The organism is Mesorhizobium sp. M0633 (genome assembly GCF_040320645.1).
Taxonomy (GTDB): domain Bacteria; phylum Pseudomonadota; class Alphaproteobacteria; order Rhizobiales; family Rhizobiaceae; genus Mesorhizobium.
Genome location: NZ_JAMYQC010000002.1, coordinates 144,192 through 161,521 on the forward strand (window position 1 = coordinate 144,192; position 17,330 = coordinate 161,521).

The following is a 17,330-nucleotide window of genomic DNA, read 5'->3' on the forward strand; positions in this document are numbered from 1 at the left end:
GGGGTGAAACGACAAGTGGAACAACAAACGACAACAAGGAGGAATGCCCAAATGAACATTGCCAAGCTTTTCATCGCCGGACTTGCGCTCGCCGGCCTTACCGCTGCCGCCAGTGCGGGAACGCTCGACGAGATTACCAAGCGCGGTGAGTTGCGTGTCGCCGTGCAGACGCAAGGACCGCCCTTCTCGCTGGTCGGCGCCGCAGGCGAACGCACCGGCAGTTCGGTCGAACTCGCCGAACTGATGGCCAAGGAGATGGGCGTCAAGATCACCTTCCTCGACTTCGACTGGGACGGCCTGATCCCGGCGCTGCTGTCGGGCAAGGCCGATCTTCTGGTCGCCGATATGACGCCGACACTGGCGCGTGGCATGAAGGTCGCCTTCACCAAGCCTTACATGTACACGGGCAGCACCGTCTTCACCAAGGCCGGGACCGCCTTCAAGTCCACCGAGGACTGCAAGGCCAAGGGTACCAAGATCGCGGTGCTGCTCGGCGCCACCGGCGAGAAGGAAGCCAAGGCCGCCTTCCCCGATGCCGACATCAAGAGCTACAAGGGCGGCGGCCCGCTGCTGCTCGACGCCGTCAACAACGGCCAGGCCGATTGCGGCGTCAACGACGTCTCGGCGGTCAAGGGCCAGTCGACCGCTTACCCGGCCGGCAGCTTCATCATCATGCCGGACATGCTGTCGAAGGAGCCGCTGGCCTTCGCCACACGCTATGACGAGCAGGACCTGCTGGTCTGGATGAACCTGTTCCTCGACCAGGTCAGCCTCGACGGCCGCCTGCAGAAGAACCTCGATTACTGGGTGAATTCCGACGCCTGGAAGAAGGATCACTGAGTAGAGTGAATGGTGAATGGTGAATAGTGAATAGTAAGTAGGGAGTAGGGAGTAGGGAGTAGGGAGTAGGGAGTAGGGAGTAGGGAGTAGGGAGTAGGGAGTAGTAAAGCGCTACTCGCTACTCGCTTACGCCATACTCACTACTCACTATTCACTATTCACTATTCACATTCACCGCCCCACCATGCTCGAAAACTTCAGCTTCCGCACCATCGTCGAATATCTGCCCCTGTTCGGGCAGGGCCTCGTCACGACCGTGTGGCTGTCTGTCCTCTCCTTTGCCGGCGCGCTCGCCGTCGGCATCGTGCTCGCCGCAATGAATTTGCAGCGCGGCCGGCTGTTCCGCGTCCCGGCCAAGGCCTATATCGACGCGGTGCGCGCCACGCCGCTGCTGGCGCAGCTTTATTTCCTCTATTTCGGCCTGCCGCGGCTCGGCCTCATCCTGCCCGAGTTCGTCGTCGGCATCCTCGCTTTGTCGCTGAACAGCGGCGCCTATGTCGCCGAGATCATCCGCGCCGGCATCCTGTCGATCCCGCGCGGCCAGGTCGAGGCCGGCGTCGCCTCGGGCATGACCTATGTCCAGCGCATGCGCCTCGTCATCCTGCCGCAGGCGTTCAAGGTGACGATCCCGCCGCTGCTCGGACAGGCGATCGTGCTGGTCAAGGATTCCGCGCTGTTGTCGCTGATCTCGGTCGCCGAACTGACGCGCGCCGGACAATTGCTCGCCTCCGACCGCTTCATGCCGGCGGAAGGTTTCATCACCATCGCCGCCTTCTACCTCCTGCTCTATTACGGGCTGAAGGGACTGGCGGCGCTCTCCGGGCGCTGGCTCGGCCTGGCGGGGGCACGGACATGATCTGGCAGCAGCTGCAAAGCGTCGCCGGCAGCTATCCCCTGGCGCTGCGCGGCCTCGGCATGACCGTGGTGCTGTCGCTGATCAGCCTGGTGCTGGGCACGCTGCTCGGCTTCGGCCTCGGCATCCTGCGCACCGGCGGCAACCGGCTGATCAGCGGCGCGATCGGTGCCTGGGTCGACCTGATCCGCGGCACGCCGTTCCTGGTGCAGATCTTCCTGATCTTCTTCATCCTGCCGGAACTCGGCATCGAGCTCGACGCCTTCACCGCCGGCATCATCGCGCTGACCAACCTGGCCGCCTGCTTCATCTGCGAGATCGTCGTCGCCGGCATCCGCTCGGTGCCGACCGGCCAGGTCGAGGCAGCACTTGCGTCCGGCCTGTCGCGCTGGCAGCGCATGCGCCAGGTGGTGCTGCCGCAGGCGATGCGCATCGTGCTGCCGCCGCTGGTCGGGCAATATGTGCTGCTGATCAAGGATTCCTCGGTCGTCTCGGCCATCGGCCTCACCGACCTCACCCGCGTCGGCTGGCTGGTGGTGCAGCGTGTACCCAATGGGCTGCTGGTCTTCTTCCTCGTCGGGCTCGGTTACTTCATCGTCTGCTACCCCCTGATCATGCTGGCCCGCCGGCTGGAGCAACGTATCGGCGCGGCGCATGGCGAGGTGCAATTGTGATGTCGAACCCCAGCAAAAATGGCACCGGCATGATCGAATTTCGCGGCGTCAACAAATGGTTCGGCCAGCTCAACGTGCTCAGGGATATCACGCTGAGCGTCGAGCCTCGCGAAGTGGTCGTCGTCTGCGGCCCGAGCGGCTCGGGCAAGAGCACCTTGATCCGCTGCATCAATGGGCTGGAGACGATCCGCGACGGCGACCTGACGGTCGACGGCCAGCGCCTCGGCGACCCCGCCACCAACATGACGCGGCTGCGCACCGAGATCGGCTTCGTCTTCCAGTCGTTCAACCTCTACCCGCACAAGACGGCGCTCGAGAACGTCACCCTGGCGCCGATCCATGTCCGCAAGATCCCGCGCGCTGAAGCCGAGAAGGCCGGGCGCGAATTGCTCGCCAAGGTCGGCCTCGCCGACAAGGTGAACGCCTATCCGGCGCAGCTGTCTGGTGGCCAGCAGCAGCGCGTGGCGATCGCCCGCTGCCTCGGCATGCGCCCCAAGATCATGCTGTTCGACGAGCCGACCTCGGCCCTCGATCCCGAGATGATCTCCGAAGTGCTCGACGTCATGGTCGCGGTGGCCGAGGAAGGCATGACCATGATGGTGGTGACGCACGAAATGGGCTTTGCCCGCAAGGTCGCCCAGCGCGTTGTGTTCATGGACGCCGGCGCCATTGTCGAGAGCGGCACCCCGGACGAGTTCTTCTCCAACCCGAAGACCGACCGCAGCCGCGCCTTCCTGAGCAAGATCCTGCGGCATTAGGGCTAACAACTCAATTAGCTGACTGCCGGCTGCGACCGAGATGAGTGGAAATCGACCTTAGGACTCGCGCACCGTGACCTTGGTCACAGCTCTGTCGCCACGCTCAATCTTAATGCGCTTGTCACTCGGGATAGGCGGTGGAGCTACGTTAGCAATCTTTCCATCCTCTAACCGATCCGCAGTCAAAAGCTCTTCCCCTTTCGCCGTCTTTAGGCGCTCTAATTGATTGATTACAATCCTGACATGCCGGCCTCCCAAACGAAAAAATCGGACAAGAATATTGTTAATAGCGAGCAGGCAGGCGGAAGAAGCAACTTGCGAATTAGAGAAAGCGCATCACGCTTTCAATATAGCGGCCGAGTCCCTGGCCCTCAATATCAACTAACGGACGTGGTTTACACAGCATGCCGAGAGGTCTGCAGAGGGTTCAACTCGGTCGTTCAGAATGATTGGGTTTTGACCTAAAACGTCAGCCGGCCGTGGCCGGCGTCTTCAGCCAAACGTCGCCAGAGGGTCGGCGCTGATCTCGACCCAGCCGACGGGCTGAAAGAAGCACAGTTCCGGCTCGATGGCGCCGGCAGAGCCGATGGTCCCGCCAGCGCAATTCCTTTCTCTGCCCGTTTCGGACCGACGCTTCTCAGAACGCGAAATCCGCGGACTGAACGACATCGGCTGGGAGCCAAGTTTCATGAACTTGCAAGATCTCGGGCCCCCGGCTGTAGCCGCGATCGCGGACCACCATCGTCGTGACCCGGCCATTGTTCGGTTGATCGGAGTCCTTCGCGTCGCGTTGCCATTCGTGGTAGTTCACGACCGCCAGGTCGGCGCTTTGATGGCTGATCCGGATGTCGCGTATCTTGATACGGAAGGCCGGATTCGATCCGTAGATGCTCTTCATGTAACCTGCGAAGTCTTTTTTCCCGAACGCCCTGCCGCCTGGCATGATGGCGACCAGATCTTCGCTGATCCGGTCGAGCGCGTTCTTCTTGAACGTCGCATCGTCGCCACGGCATCGGCCCGTCACCCAGTCGGTGAAGAATTCGTGGACGTCGTGGATCGTCGCTTCGATTTCCTTCGTTTGAAGGGACATTTTTTCCTCCTGTCTTACGATGATGCTGGATCAGGCGCTTTGCGCTGTGGCTTGCCCGACCGGAGGCTCCTTGAGGACAGCCCGTACCACGCGAGCCACAGGCACATGAGAAGCGAGGAAATCAGCCAGATCGGACCTCCGATGCCGATCCCGAGCTGCTCACCGAGTGTCCACCCGGTTGCCGAAAGGATACCGAACGCCGAGCCGACGATCGCGGCCCATCGGGGCAGTATCCCGACGTCATCGCGGGCGTCGTGATACGCGACAAGCGCTGTCGCCAGGGCGAGCGCCCAGAATCCGTTACCCATGCCGCCGGAAAACGCCCACCAGGTCATGAAGGCGCTGGTGTCACCCCGGTCCGCCGCGACCGCGACCACCGATGCCTCGGCGACTGCGGTGGAGAACGTGGTCAGGGCGCCGAGAGCCATCACCATCCAGGCAGAACTCAGCATCGGCGAATGCCGGACCCGGGGGTTGAGCGCCAGGTTCAGGAACGAAGCGCCGGCGATCAGGAACAGCGCCGCTGCCGCCGTCCAATGGACCGTAGCCCATCGCCCATGGCCCTCGGCGATATTCTGCATCTGAACAGACAAATCCGCGTCCGGTGGCCCGTGAAAGACGAGCGCAGCCGCCAGCAGCAGCGTTCCGGTGGCGAGCCAGACACCGCCCGGCCCGCTCATGTTGTTATTATTCGTTTGCATCGGGAAAACCTCCTGCGGCCTTTACCACGCCATGAGGTTTAGACCCGCGCCACGGTTGCCCGCTTCGGCGTAAGTACCCACGCAACGAGAAATTTTGGCTTGGGTAGGATTACCCAAACACGTCCATGCCGATCAGGGCGTGCTCGACCGCATAGGCCGTGGCTGCCGCGCGCGTGCGCACGTTCAGCCGCGTCAGGATATCGCTAACGTGACGGTCTACCGTCCGCTGGCTCAGACCGAGCTCGCCGGCAACTTCCGGGTTGGTCAGGCCTGACGCGATCAGGCGCAGAACCTGCGTCTGTCTGGGGGTGAGAACTTCGCTGCCTGTCGCCGTCATAGTGACCCGCAGCTTGCCGGCAACGGCTTCGTCGGGGCGCGCGCCGAGCTCGCGGAAAAGTCTTATCGCTTCGTCCAGTTCGGTCCGCGCCGCTTCAGTATCGCCGGTTGCGAGACAGGCCCGCGCTGTCAGCACCCGCATCCGGGCAAGATGATAGGGCGCCCGAAGCTCCCAGAGGATCGCTACCGCGCGCCGGATATGGGCCAATGCCTCCGCGGCTCGACCAGCATGGATCAGCACCCGCGCGGTAGCCTCAGCGGCTGCGGCGCGGACTGCATCCGCGGAATATTGGCGCGCGCAGTCGTGCAGTGTTTCGCACAGCTCCCAAGCGTCATCGGCCGAACCGACAGCGAGAGTGATTTCCACCGCAGCCGGCAAGAGGCGGAGTTTGCCCGGCATGTCGTCGACGGACTGCAGTGCGCGGCGGATCGCCGAAAGGGCCGGCTGCTCGTGCCCCTGCTGAAATCGCATAAGCGCCAGCCCCGGCTGCGGATCGAACCCGAGCCTGCTCGCTGCGCGATAGGCGGCATCGGCCTCGTCCCATTGGCCGCGGAGGCGAAATACCTCGCCCTTCTGGTAGAATGCCGGACCGGCGTGGTGCTTCGAGGGCCCCTGCTGAAGGCGGATGCTGGCGACACCGGCCTCGCGGCCGGCCTCGTCCCAGTGGCCGTCGAGGATCAGGATTTCGGCCCGGTGGATCAGGCATCTGCCGGTGAAGGCAACGATGTCGGGCTGTCCCGCGCACCATCCGACCAGCGCCGATGTCCATTCCCTCGCCCGGCCCGTGGCATGAAATTTCTGACAGATCTCGATCACGCTGCAGTAGACCAGCCCGGTGACGATTGGTGAGAGCCGGCCCGAGGTGACCGAAACCATCACCTCGTCCAGCAGTTCGAAGCCGCGCACATAGTCGCCGCGCAGGATCAATATCCGCCCCTGAAGGTGGCGCGCGATAGCCAAGAGGTCCGGATCTTCGCAGCGCTGTCCGATCTCCGCGGCACGTGTTGCGTGCGCGAATGCTTCGTCCGGACTGTCGGCGGCGAGGCTTTGTTCGACCATTGGGAGCTGAAGGTAACCGTGTTCTGCACATTCCTGCGTATGATCCTCGACCAGCCGGTTGGCGCGCGTCAGCCATCCGCTGCCTTGGGCGAATTCACCGCGAAACATCAGGGTGAGCCCGATCCAGAAGCCGCAACGCGCTGCGGATCGTTCGCGTCCGTTCCGGAGATGCTCTTCGAAGGCCCTTTCGTAGTCCCGAACGAATTCCTCCTCGCGCCCAAGCATGTAGGCGGTTTCCCCGAGGCGCTGGAGCTCGGCGCCGCCAAGTTCACTGCAGCGGTCTCTGTCTGACAGTTCGCGGTGAAGTCTGGACCAATCGCCGCGATTGGCTAGCTCCGCATACGGATCCGATGCAACTGCACCGTCTTCCGGCGACTTGTCGGGTGATCGGTCGGAGGGCGCGGGCATAGCCTCAGAATAGCACATATTTTGCTGAGGAGGTGGCGGCAGATTACCGATGTGACAGAAGTTCGTTTCGGGCTCAATCGAGCCGTTCATCGCGTCCGCCGCCGAGGACCGGGAAGGGTGGAATGCTGCCATTCGTCTCGTCGACGGGAACGAGTAGGTAGCGCCAATATCGCGACATTCATGGCGCTTCTCAAAGCTCCCCTCGCGCAACGGCTCGATCGACCCATTTCTGCCGTTCCGATATCGGCCTCACCACCTCCAAGGCGGACATTCACCCATTATTCGGCGAAAAATTCGGCGAAAAATCTCGTTCCGATCAAAGCCGCCCTACTTCGTTGCAGCGGCTGCGGTTTCCCCCGGCGGCATAATCCGCATCATGAAGGTCGACACCGCTTCCCCGGGTTTGAACGGGCCGGGAACCTGGTGGCTGACCGGCTTCACACTTTGGAGGAATGCCGCGATCGCCATGGCGTCATCCGCGGTGAGATGCGCAAAATCGCGCCAAGGCATGATCGGCGCCAGGATGCGGCCGTCCGGCCGTTCGCCGGTCTGGATCGCGGTGACGATCTGCTCCGGGGTCCAGCTTCCGATACCGGTCTCCTTGTCAGGCGTGATATTACGGCCGACAAAGACACCAAGGCCAGGAATCTCGAAGCCCACATCTGAACCGCCAAGGAAGTGCGACATGTCGGGCTTCCCGAAGAAGTAACCGGATGTGTGACAGTCGCTGCAGCCGGCAATCGTAACCAGATATTCGCCGCGCGCGATCTGTGTGTCATCGGCCATGGCCGCGTAAGATGGCAGGGCAACAATCGACGCTGTCAAGAATGCAAGATGAACTGGTGTCCGAAACATTGCTTCCTCCCTGTGGTCTGTTCGTGGTTTGTCCGTCGACCTCCCGCGCCGTCAACCGGTCGCAATTCCCCGATTTTAACCGCGTCGGGGACGCTGAATTCTAGCATGGCCAGCACGTAGTAACTATCAGCGATCAATTGGACCGTCGGCACTTGTCGTGCCCCGTTGAGCGCAAGTGTGATGGAGCGTGCTCAGCCGACGCACAATGCCTTGTTTTGGCGCGATCGAGCCACGCACGGTGATGGATCGACTTCGTCGCCTGAAATGCCTTGTACGGTCGGACCGGGTCGAACTCGGTCGTTCAGAATGATTGGGTTTTGACCTAAAACGTCAGCCGGCTGTGGCCGGCGGCTTCAGCCGAACGTCGCCAAAGGTTCGGTTCGGACCTCGACCCACTGGCAGCGCCGGCTCTCGTGATAGAAGGACAGGAAGGGCGGCGGGAACGCAGGGTCCGCGAAAGCGCCCACCGGGATGACGGTCAGACCGGGCTGCGTGTCGATCCGGTAATGGACGGTGGTGCCGCAATCCGGGCAGAAGCTGTAGATGACGCGGCCGCCCTCGTCGCCAATGCGCGTGAACTCCGCCGAGCGGCCCTGGACAAAAACGTCACCTTCCTCAAACCACGCGTTGAAGCTGAACGCGCTGCCGGTGCGTCGCTTGCAGGCCAGGCAATGGCAGACGAGACGCGTACCGGCTCGCCCGAGCAGGTGGCTGACAGCTGAGCGCAGGAACATTCGGCGCGCCGCGTGATCATGGCTGGCTCCTCTCACGATTCCCTGAACGATATCGCTGCGTATCGGTGCTCAATTCGGCCCGCTTCTCATCCGAGACGACTGCGAGGTCTAGGACCTTCTGCAATTCGGCCGCGTGGCGGAACGACGGTTCAGCCTGGACGCCGCTGCGGACCGCATCGACGAAGCGCTGGTAGTTGGTCGGCACCGTTCCGGCGTCCAGAACTTGCCATTTGGCGTTCTCGACATCCTCGCCGATGCAGGCTTTCAGCTCCGAGCCGGTCAGATTGTGCACGACTTCGATGCCGCCCTTGTCGCCGTAGATGCGCAGGCGGAGTTCGTTCAAATGGCCGGTTGCCCAGCGGCTGGCATGGACGACGCCGAAGGCGCCATTGCTGAAATCAAGCGCCATGGTGAAGCTGTCGTTGGCGTCGAGCTCGTATTCGCCGATCCGGTTGCCGGGCGCCTTGTCGAAGGATCTCAGGCGGCAGAACACATGGTCGATGTCGAGCGCCGCGCCATAGCTGGCGAAATCGAGAATGTGGATGCCGACGTCGCCCAGCACGCCATTGGAGCCGTGGCCGCGCGACAGCCGCCACAGCCATTTCGGATCGGTGCGCCAGTCGCCCCAGAACTTGGATATCAGCCAGCTCTGCAGATAGGACGCCTCGACATGCCTGACGGTGCCGATCTCGCCTGCCAGCACCATAGCGCGCGCTCTCTGCAGCGGCGCGACATTGCGATAGGTCAGGTTGACCATGTTGATGATGCCGGCCCGCTCGGCGGCATCGGCCATCTCACTGGCTTTCTGGTAATTTTCGGCCAGCGGTTTCTCGCACAGCACCGGCTTGCCCGCCGCGATCAGCATCATGGTGGTCGGATGGTGGATGCGATCGGGCGTCACGTTCGCCACCGCGTCGAACTTGCCCCATGCCAGCGCCTCGTCCAGCGACGCGAAGCGGTTGGGGATACCGTAGATGTCCGAAAACTTGTCGACACGCGTGCGGTCGAGATCGACGGCGCCGATCAGTTCGACGCCCTCGATCTTGCCGAACTGCCTGGCGTGCTCCTCCGCCATCCAGCCGGTGCCGAGTATCAACAGACGCATGATTCTTATCCTTAGGACAGGGCTTTATCTTCTTGTTCGATCATGGATTTGTCGTCTAGCGGAAGCCGGCTTCGCCGGCGGAATGAAGTTTTCCGCCGCGCTCGACGATCGGCTCGAGCGCCTTTTCCACCGGCACGTTCGGCGCATCGAGGATGGCCGGATTGGCGCCTTGCGGGTTGTGCGCCCATCTCACCGCATTGCGCAGCACCTTCTGGACATTGGGGTCGTGATAGGTCGGATAGGTCTCGTGGCCCGGCCTGAAATAGAAGATGTTGCCGGCGCCGCGGCGATAGGTCAGCCCCGACCGGAACACTTCGCCGCCCTGGAACCAAGAGATGAACACGGTCTCGAGCGGCTCCGGCACAGCGAACTGCTCGCCATACATCTCCTCGTTCTCGAGCTCGAAATACTCGCCGATCCCGGCAGCGATCGGGTGGTTGGCGCTGGTCACCCAAAGCCGTTCGCGCTCGCCGGCCTCGCGCCATTTCAGCGTGCAGGGCGTGCCCATCAGCTTCTTGAAGATCTTCGAGAAATGCCCGGAATGGAGAACGATCAGCCCCATGCCTTCCCAGACGCGGCGCGCCACGCGCTCGACCACTTCGTCGGCGACGGCGCCATGGTCCTTGTGTCCCCACCACAGCAAGACGTCGGTCTCGGCCAGACGGTCGGCCGGCAGCCCATGCTCCGGCTGCTCCAGCGTTGCCCACGACACTGATATCTCCGGGTCGAGCTTCAGTGCATTGGCGATCGTCGCATGCATGCCCTCGGGATAGATGCCCGCGACCACCTCGTTGGTCCGCTCATGAATATTCTCGCCCCAGACGACAGCGCGTATTGTCATGATGTCCTCGTGATTGTTTGAAGCTGGAGCCGCCCCTACGGGTCAGTCATAATATCCTCGGCCGGGAATGAAAACCGTTTCGCGGCCGGCTGCTGACAATCTGTTGGAAAGCGGGCGGGAAAGTCCACGCGGCAAAACCAGCGATGCCGGCGGGACAGCGCCCTGGACAGCGGCCCCTCTGTCCTGCCGGACATCTCCCCCACTTGTGGGGAGATGGCTGTCATCGGCGATTTCGCCAATCGCCAACGTTGCAGGATGGCAGCAGACAAACGCGAAGTCCGATCTCCCCCCTCGTGGGGGAGATGTCCGGCAGGACAGAGGGGGGCGCGAAGGAACGCTACAGAGCGGCTTTCATTCTCCGCCGCCCGCGAGCAATCTACGCGCCGCGGCCCTCTTGGGCGACGCGTGTCAGCGGCTTCGACAGGCGCGGCACCACGACAAGGCGCTTGATCTTGCCTTTCTTGTAGGCGGCGAGGAAGCGGGCATAGTCCTTGAAGACGACGCAGCCATTGGATTCGGCGCGCCCGCCGCGCAGCATGTAGGTGTGGGCGAGCAGGCCGTCGCGGCCATATTTGTTGCTGCCGCTGGCAGGGGTGAGACGCAGTGCCTCGACGCCGTGGAAGCGCGATTCCCGCATCGTCAGATTGTAGGTATCCGGCGGCGTCGGGCCGACATTCTTTTTGTGAACGTAGCGTGGCTGGTCGACCATCGCGCCCAGTCCCGAATGTGCCTCCAGCCGCGAGCCGTCGGGCATGTAGACGGTCTTGGCCGAGATGTCGTAGACGGCGACGCCAGTACCCATGTTGGGCGTGGTGAACAGGTTCCTGAAGGCTCCGCCGAGTCCGCCGGAAGGCATGTCGGGCTTGGCATAGGCCAGCATGTCGCCGCCCTGCGTCTTCGACCGTTTGCCCGGCTTGCCCGATACGGCCGGCACTGCCGCTTGTGACGAATTGCGAGGCGACAGGCTGCCGGGTTGCGTCTCGACCGGCGGCGCTTCGGCCGTCTGCACCTTGCTCGCCTTGGCGGTCCTGGAGGCCTGCGCCTTGGGCGGCTCCGTTTTCGATGCTTGATCCTTTTGCGCCTGGGCCTTTGGCGCCTGGTCTTTTGGCGCCTGATCTCTTGACGCTTGAGCCCGCGGCGCCTCGGCCGGCTTATCGATGTCCGCCCGCGGACGCAGCGTCGGCAGCGGAATGCTGTCGGGCATGTCGTCTTGCGGCGGCAGCGAGGCTACCTCGACCTCAGGTTCTTGCGGCTCTCGTGAGGCTGCGGGCTCGCTTGCCGCGATGGCTGCCGGGAGCACATCGATCATCTGCTCCGGCAATGTATTCGCCAGCGCCAGCGCAAGGCGCGACGAGCGTTCGATCTCCGCCACCTCCGGCCCGAAGCGCACCGGTGCCGGGCCGTTCGGGTCGGGTATGCGTACCGGCTCGGCGAACCGCGCGTCGGCCGGCAGGCTGGCGAGCGTGACGGGTGAGCCGGCTGAGGCACGGGCAAAGGCGGCGGCAAGCTTTTGCGGCGACAGCGCGGCCTTGGCGACCACGTCGTCGAAGCTCGATTGCCGCGACGCATCAGCGACAAGCGGCACGGTGTTGCGCTTGAGGCGGGATTTTCCCTGGTGGACGAAGTTCGACGCCGACCGCAGGCAGTTGGCATCGCATCCGTGCTGCAGCAGCTTGGCCGACAGCGCCGCGTTTGCTGCGGCCCATGTCGGGGCCTGCGCCTTTGCAAGGCTGCGGCGAGGATCGGCGAGCGCGATGGTGCGCGGCGCGAGCAGGCTTTGCGGGAGACCGTTGGAAGCGGCGCTGAGCGAGGTTCCCACTGAATAAAGGCCGGCCAAGGTCGCCACCGACCATAAAGCAATGGCTGCGCCGACGGCCGGAACCGCGACCCAGCGCAGGCCGGGCCTCATCGAAGTCAATCCAGTTGCAGGACTGTCACCCCGGGTTTTCGCACTTACAAACGCCATTCAACCACTCTCAATCGGCCGATGCCGGCTAGCGGATTTCGCAGCCGTGACATTCACAGTTCGCCTGGTGCCCCCAGCACGCTTTGCGTCTGTTGCCGATTGATTCAAAAGATGGACAAAGTTGGTTAACCAATCCCTCTACCGACCGCCGATTGGGCGACGGTCACACCGAAAAACACCCTCCAAAACCTGCATAGTTGGCAAAACTGCCCTCCAATGATGACTTTGCTGCCCGTTTTTGTCGGCCGAGTCAAGAAAGCGAAATGACTAGACCTTGCTGGGCGGAGTCGGCCATGGCTGCGAAAGTGAAGCCGGGCCGACGAGAATCGCGCGGCCGGCAGCCGCCGCCATCAAGCCCCGGCGATCGGTCAAACCGGCGATTATCGACCTGGCACTTGTCGACCTGCCACTCGGGCGAATGAACGTTAACGTCTGAGAATTCGGGATAGCGGCAAGATGTTTGCCGCACAGCAGCTGAATGTCGCCAAGTGCCGGAGCGGGATATCCAACACTTAGGCCACAGCCACCACTATGTGAGCCTGGATTTTGGCAGCAACCTCGCCGCTGCCATGCCTGTCTGCAATCGCGGCTGCGGCGTAGTCGGTTGCAGCGTCCAGTTTTCCCGCCTCTCTGGTCTCGATTTCATTGCGAAGGAGAGTGCCCTGGCAATAAGCAACGGCCGGAACGCGCGGCGAGGAGGCACGGCTTTGTTCGGCTCTCGTCTCGATCACCACACCGGAAAAACCTGCGTCCTCCAGCTCGCTACGGATCAGTGCCGTATCGTGGTAGCCATGCGGCGTGCGTGCCAGAAAGCGCGGCGGATCGTTCGGAAAAATCCTCGCCAGGGCATTCGTCACATCGTCCGCAAATACATTCTCTTCGATGCGATCCCATACGCTGAATAGAAAATGTCCTCTGGGCTTCAGGACTCGCCGGGCTTCACGATAGGCAAATGAGCGGTTGGGAAAGAACATCGCACCGAACTGACAACAAACGAGATCGAAGGCCGCATTTTCGAACGGTAGCGCCAGAGCATCAGCCTGACGCCATTTGATGCGATCGTCGGGAGCTTGCCGCGAAGCGGCGTAGTCGAGCATCGGCTGGTTGAGGTCGGTTACGACATAGCTTGCATCGGCGGACAGTTTTGGCGCCAATGCGCGGGTGACAACCCCGGTGCCCGCGGCGGTTTCCAGAACGGCGCTTGGCGACAAGGACGCTGCCCGTCGTGCAAGATCTGCGGCGAACGGCTCGAAAATCAACGGCACCATATAGCGGTCGTAGTTTTCCGGAATTGAGCCGGCGAATACCTTGTCCGTTTCCAACATTGCTATCCCCCGCCGTCCGTTTGATGGCTCGCCAGCATAGCATGGAATTGTTTGCTGTTCGGTCGCATTCGACCGGGAGGCGGTTCGCTCCCGGAAGCTCCGAAACGCCGTACTGCAATTATCTGCATATGTGTTAATATATTGTGGTCATGCGCATTGGTGCGTGGCCAAACATAAAATGGGAGGATGCGATGAAAACCATAAATCGCAGGTCTGCAATTGCGCTCGGCGTGACGGCGGCAGCGGTAACGCCTTTGTTCACGCTGGCGGCTGCTGCAAAGGTCAAGAAATACGGCCCGAAGGAAGGCAAGGAGATAGCCCCCGGCGTCAGAGTGGTCGAGGTCGGCACCGGCAATTCCGACATCCCCGCCTACAAGAGCATCTCAATTGTCGATGTGGTCTTTCAACCGGGAGCAGCCGCCCCTGCAATGGTAATGGACAACGACATGGTGTGCACCATTGCCGCCGGTGAATTCACGATCAAGAAAGCCGACAAGGAGTTCAAGCTCAAGGAAGGTGACGTATATACCTGCTCCAAGGGCAAGACCGACGCGGCAGCCAACACCAGCAAGGTGGTCGGCATCCACCGCATCGCCGTCTTGATACCTGCCTAGCGCATACCGACGAAATCGGCCCGCGTCCTCTTCGGAGACGCGGGCCTTTTGATGACGTGCGTGGCCTTGAGCGGTTCATCGTTTCACCGCTTCGACCGGTCGACTTCGTCCAAGTGTGGTGAGGCTCATGCTGTTCATGGTTTTCCTCCCGATTTTTACTTATGAGCGGTTCTCCCTCCGCCCGCTTTGAAAGGGTGCGATTATATTAGAGATCGCGCAGGTTTCCGGCTGACTGCTGCATTGGCGGAGTGGCAATCGGCAGCGCGCTGAGCGTTTTGGAGTTCACGAAATGGCCCGGTGCTCTTCCCGAGCTGCCCCCCAGACCTCGCGCGCCGCGTCTGCATTCAGTGCCGCGATTCCCAGGCCGACGATCAGATCCGGCCACGCCGAGCGCCACAGGAAGGCCGTCACCAATCCGGCCAGTATGATCGCAACATTGGCGACCGCATCGTTGCGGGCCGAGAGGAATGCCGCCCTGGTAAGACTGCCGCTGTGATGGCGGTAGCGCGCCAACATGTAGGCGCATGACAGATTGACCGCGAGAGCGCCCAACCCCGCCAGCGTCAGAGCCGTTGGCTGCGGCGGCACCGGCATGTTGAACTTTTCCCACGCGGTCCACAGCGTCGCCAGGCCCGGCACCAGCAGGATAAGCGCCAGCGCCATGCCGACCCGCGAGCGGGCACGCAGCGACCATCCCATGGCGAGCAGTATGAGGAGATTGACCGAGGCATCTTCCAGAAAATCGACGCTGTCGGCGAACAGCGACACCGAGCCGATCGCCAGCGCGACGGCGAATTCAATGCCGAAATAACCCAGGTTCAGCAGTGCGACGACAAGCACCACCCGGCGAAGGCCGTCCGACGTGATGGCTTGCTGCATGGTCTGCCCTAACACGATGCCGTTGTCGCTCTTACCAGCTGCTCTTCCACCGCAACAGCCGCATGGCATTGGCCGTCACCAGCACCGTCGCCCCGGTGTCCGCGAGAATGGCGGGCCAGAGGCCGGTGATGCCGGCGATCGTCGTCACCAGGAACACTGCCTTCAGGCCCAACGCAATGGTGACGTTCTGCTTGATGTTGGCCATGCTTGCTTGGGACAGCCTGATCATGGCCGCAACGTCGCCGACGCGTCCATGCAGCACCGCAGCGTCAGCCGTTTCAAGAGCCACATCGGTGCCGCCGCCCATGGCAATGCCGACATCGGCCGCGGCAAGTGCCGGCGCATCGTTGATGCCGTCGCCGACCTTGGCTACCCTAAGCCCCTGCCCCTTCAACTCGCCGAGGATGCGCTGCTTGTCCTCCGGGAGCAGTTCGGCGCGCGCCTCGATGCCGAGCTGTTTGCCAATGGCAGCCGCCGTGCGCTTATTGTCGCCGGTTAGCATGACTGTCCTGATGCCTGCATTGGTCAGCGCCTTTAGCCCGGCGAAAGCATCCGGCCGGGGTTCGTCGCGCATGGCAATGAAGCCGGCCAGCGCGTTGTCTACAAGCAGCACCGCCACTGACTTGCCTTCATCGTTCAATGCCACGATGCGTGCCGCCTGGTCTGCTGGCAGCAGGTTTATCTCGCCCGCCGCGACTGGCGATCCCAGAAACAGGTTCTTGCCGCCGACACGACCGATAACCCCTTTACCGCCGATCGCTTTGGCTTCGGCGGCAGGCGGCACGGGAATGTTGCCGGCTTTGGCCCTTTGGAGGATGGCCAAAGCGAGGGGATGGCTCGAGCCGATCTCAAGCGCTGCCGCGAGCGAAAGGATGTCGCGTTCACTGGCACCCACCGCAACGACATCGGTGACCTGTGGCTTGCCGAGCGTCAGCGTGCCGGTCTTGTCGAACGCCACGGCGGTGATGGTCGCGAGCCCTTCCAGCACCGCCCCACCTTTCATCAGCAGGCCGCGCCGGGCTCCGGCCGAAAGCGACGCCGCGATCGCCGCCGGAACTGAAATGACCAGCGCGCACGGGCAGCCGATGAGCAGCAGCGCCAGCCCCTTGTATATCCATTCGTTCCAATCGCCGCCCAAGAGCAGCGGCGGTGTGGTGGCCACGAGCGCCGCGACGGCGACAACGCCGGGCATGTACCAGCGCGAAAAGCGATCGATGAAGCGCTCGGTCGGCGCCTTGTTTTCCTGCGCCTCCTCGACCAGCTTGATCACGCGTGCAATCGTGTTGTCTGCGGCGGTCGCCGTCACCTTGACGCGCAGCACGCCGTCGCCGTTGATAGTGCCGGCAAAGACCGTGTCGCCGACGTCCTTGCGCACCGGCACGCTTTCACCGGAGACGGGTGATTCATCGATGGCGCTCCCGCCTTCGGTGATCTCGCCGTCAGCCGGAATCCGGTCGCCCGGCCGCACGAGGATGATGGCGCCCACAGCCAGGCTTTCTGCCGGCACCTCGCGGGTCTGGCCGTCTTTCTCGACGAACGCGGTTTTGGGAACGAGAGTCGTGAGCGCTTGAATACTGGACCGTGCGTTGCCGGCCGCAACCCCTTCGAGCAACTCGCCGATCAGGAACAAGAAGACCACCGTCGCCGCTTCCTCGCCGGCACCGATGATGACGGCCCCGGCCGCCGCCACAGTCATCAGCATTTCGATTGTGAACGGAATGCCTGCCGCTGCGGCCATGGCCGCTCGGCGCGCGATCGGAGTCAGGCCGAGCAGCATTGCGGCGATGAAGGCCCACTGGCCGGTCGCGGGCCAGGCGTAATCAATCGCGAAAGCCACGGCCAAGGCGACTCCGCTGGCGATGGCCAGGCGGCCCTTGGCGCTGTCCCACCATAGCTCCGACGCCGGCGCATCATCGTTATCATGTAACCCCGCTACGTTCTCGTCGTGATTGCGCCTTCCGTCGGCATGGTTGTCGGCGGATTGATCGGACGCCGGCGTCCCAGACTTGGAGGTCAGCGGAGCGACGGCGTAGCCGAGGCCGGTGACCTTCCTCTCGATCGCGCCGAGATTGCTTTCGGGAGTATGAGTGACCGTCAGAATGCCCGCCGAAACGGATACGTTGATGTCCTGAACACCAGGCATCCGCCGCACGGCCGTATCGATTTTGCTGGCGCAACCGGCGCAATCCATGCCTTCCACACGGTAGCGGGTCTGTTGTTTGGTCGCAGCCATGATGAACCTCTTGTATCTTCGACCGCGACGCTACATCCTCTAGCGACTAGAGGAGCAA

The 17,330-nt window shown here is 62.7% G+C and carries 16 protein-coding genes; 5 read left to right on the forward strand and 11 right to left on the reverse strand.

Annotated elements, in window-relative coordinates:
- Positions 1-51: 51 nt before the first annotated feature.
- The 4 genes from NKI47_RS02640 to NKI47_RS02655 all read left to right on the forward strand — a co-directional run bounded on the left by NKI47_RS02640 (position 52) and on the right by NKI47_RS02655 (position 3,125).
- The gene (locus tag NKI47_RS02640) at positions 52-840 is read left to right on the forward strand and encodes an ABC transporter substrate-binding protein (protein ID WP_352587204.1); all 789 of its coding nucleotides are present in this window, start codon (positions 52-54) and stop codon (positions 838-840) included.
- 184 nt (positions 841-1,024) lie between these two features.
- On the forward strand, positions 1,025-1,696 hold the full coding sequence (locus tag NKI47_RS02645; protein ID WP_023677251.1) for an amino acid ABC transporter permease: 672 nt from the start codon (positions 1,025-1,027) through the stop codon (positions 1,694-1,696).
- Entirely contained in the window at positions 1,693-2,367 is a 675-nt protein-coding gene (locus tag NKI47_RS02650) for an amino acid ABC transporter permease (protein ID WP_352587207.1), read from the forward strand. Before NKI47_RS02645 ends, NKI47_RS02650 begins: the two co-directional genes overlap by 4 nt.
- 29 nt (positions 2,368-2,396) lie before the next feature.
- Positions 2,397-3,125, forward strand: a complete 729-nt coding sequence (locus tag NKI47_RS02655) for an amino acid ABC transporter ATP-binding protein (RefSeq protein ID WP_352744094.1) — start codon at positions 2,397-2,399, stop codon at positions 3,123-3,125.
- Between the two features lie 637 nt (positions 3,126-3,762).
- Here NKI47_RS02655 and NKI47_RS02660 read toward each other — a convergent pair.
- The 9 genes from NKI47_RS02660 to NKI47_RS02700 all read right to left on the reverse strand — a co-directional run bounded on the left by NKI47_RS02660 (position 3,763) and on the right by NKI47_RS02700 (position 13,546).
- Positions 3,763-4,215 (reverse strand): nuclear transport factor 2 family protein, encoded by a 453-nt coding sequence (locus NKI47_RS02660; protein WP_352587213.1) that lies wholly within the window; start codon positions 4,213-4,215, stop codon positions 3,763-3,765.
- 14 nt (positions 4,216-4,229) lie between these two features.
- The gene (locus NKI47_RS02665; RefSeq protein ID WP_352569100.1) at positions 4,230-4,916 is read right to left on the reverse strand and encodes a hypothetical protein; all 687 of its coding nucleotides are present in this window, start codon (positions 4,914-4,916) and stop codon (positions 4,230-4,232) included.
- 109 nt (positions 4,917-5,025) lie between these two features.
- Entirely contained in the window at positions 5,026-6,537 is a 1,512-nt protein-coding gene (locus NKI47_RS02670) for a LuxR C-terminal-related transcriptional regulator (RefSeq protein ID WP_352587216.1), read from the reverse strand.
- Between the two features lie 510 nt (positions 6,538-7,047).
- Positions 7,048-7,575, reverse strand: a complete 528-nt coding sequence (locus NKI47_RS02675) for a c-type cytochrome (RefSeq protein ID WP_031211934.1) — start codon at positions 7,573-7,575, stop codon at positions 7,048-7,050.
- Positions 7,576-7,928: 353 nt separating this feature from the next.
- The gene (locus NKI47_RS02680; protein ID WP_352587219.1) at positions 7,929-8,309 is read right to left on the reverse strand and encodes a GFA family protein; all 381 of its coding nucleotides are present in this window, start codon (positions 8,307-8,309) and stop codon (positions 7,929-7,931) included.
- 16 nt (positions 8,310-8,325) lie between these two features.
- Entirely contained in the window at positions 8,326-9,414 is a 1,089-nt protein-coding gene (locus tag NKI47_RS02685; RefSeq protein WP_352576507.1) for a Gfo/Idh/MocA family protein, read from the reverse strand.
- A gap of 55 nt (positions 9,415-9,469) precedes the next feature.
- The gene (locus NKI47_RS02690) at positions 9,470-10,255 is read right to left on the reverse strand and encodes a ThuA domain-containing protein (RefSeq protein WP_352587222.1); all 786 of its coding nucleotides are present in this window, start codon (positions 10,253-10,255) and stop codon (positions 9,470-9,472) included.
- Between the two features lie 376 nt (positions 10,256-10,631).
- Positions 10,632-12,164 carry a tlde1 domain-containing protein gene (locus NKI47_RS02695; RefSeq protein ID WP_352587225.1) on the reverse strand — a complete coding sequence of 511 codons (1,533 nt, stop codon included), beginning with the start codon at positions 12,162-12,164 and terminating at the stop codon, positions 10,632-10,634.
- A 569-nt stretch (positions 12,165-12,733) separates the two neighbouring features.
- Positions 12,734-13,546, reverse strand: a complete 813-nt coding sequence (locus NKI47_RS02700) for a class I SAM-dependent methyltransferase (protein ID WP_352587228.1) — start codon at positions 13,544-13,546, stop codon at positions 12,734-12,736.
- A 191-nt stretch (positions 13,547-13,737) separates the two neighbouring features.
- Here NKI47_RS02700 and NKI47_RS02705 point away from each other — a divergent pair, with 191 nt between their 5' ends.
- Positions 13,738-14,160 (forward strand): hypothetical protein, encoded by a 423-nt coding sequence (locus NKI47_RS02705; RefSeq protein ID WP_352455408.1) that lies wholly within the window; start codon positions 13,738-13,740, stop codon positions 14,158-14,160.
- 282 nt (positions 14,161-14,442) lie between these two features.
- Here the strand turns inward: NKI47_RS02705 and NKI47_RS02710 are convergent, their stop codons facing one another.
- Entirely contained in the window at positions 14,443-15,039 is a 597-nt protein-coding gene (locus tag NKI47_RS02710) for a cation efflux transmembrane domain-containing protein (protein ID WP_352569092.1), read from the reverse strand.
- Between the two features lie 31 nt (positions 15,040-15,070).
- Positions 15,071-17,272 carry a heavy metal translocating P-type ATPase gene (locus NKI47_RS02715; RefSeq protein ID WP_352587232.1) on the reverse strand — a complete coding sequence of 734 codons (2,202 nt, stop codon included), beginning with the start codon at positions 17,270-17,272 and terminating at the stop codon, positions 15,071-15,073.
- Between the last annotated feature and the right edge of the window lie 58 nt (positions 17,273-17,330).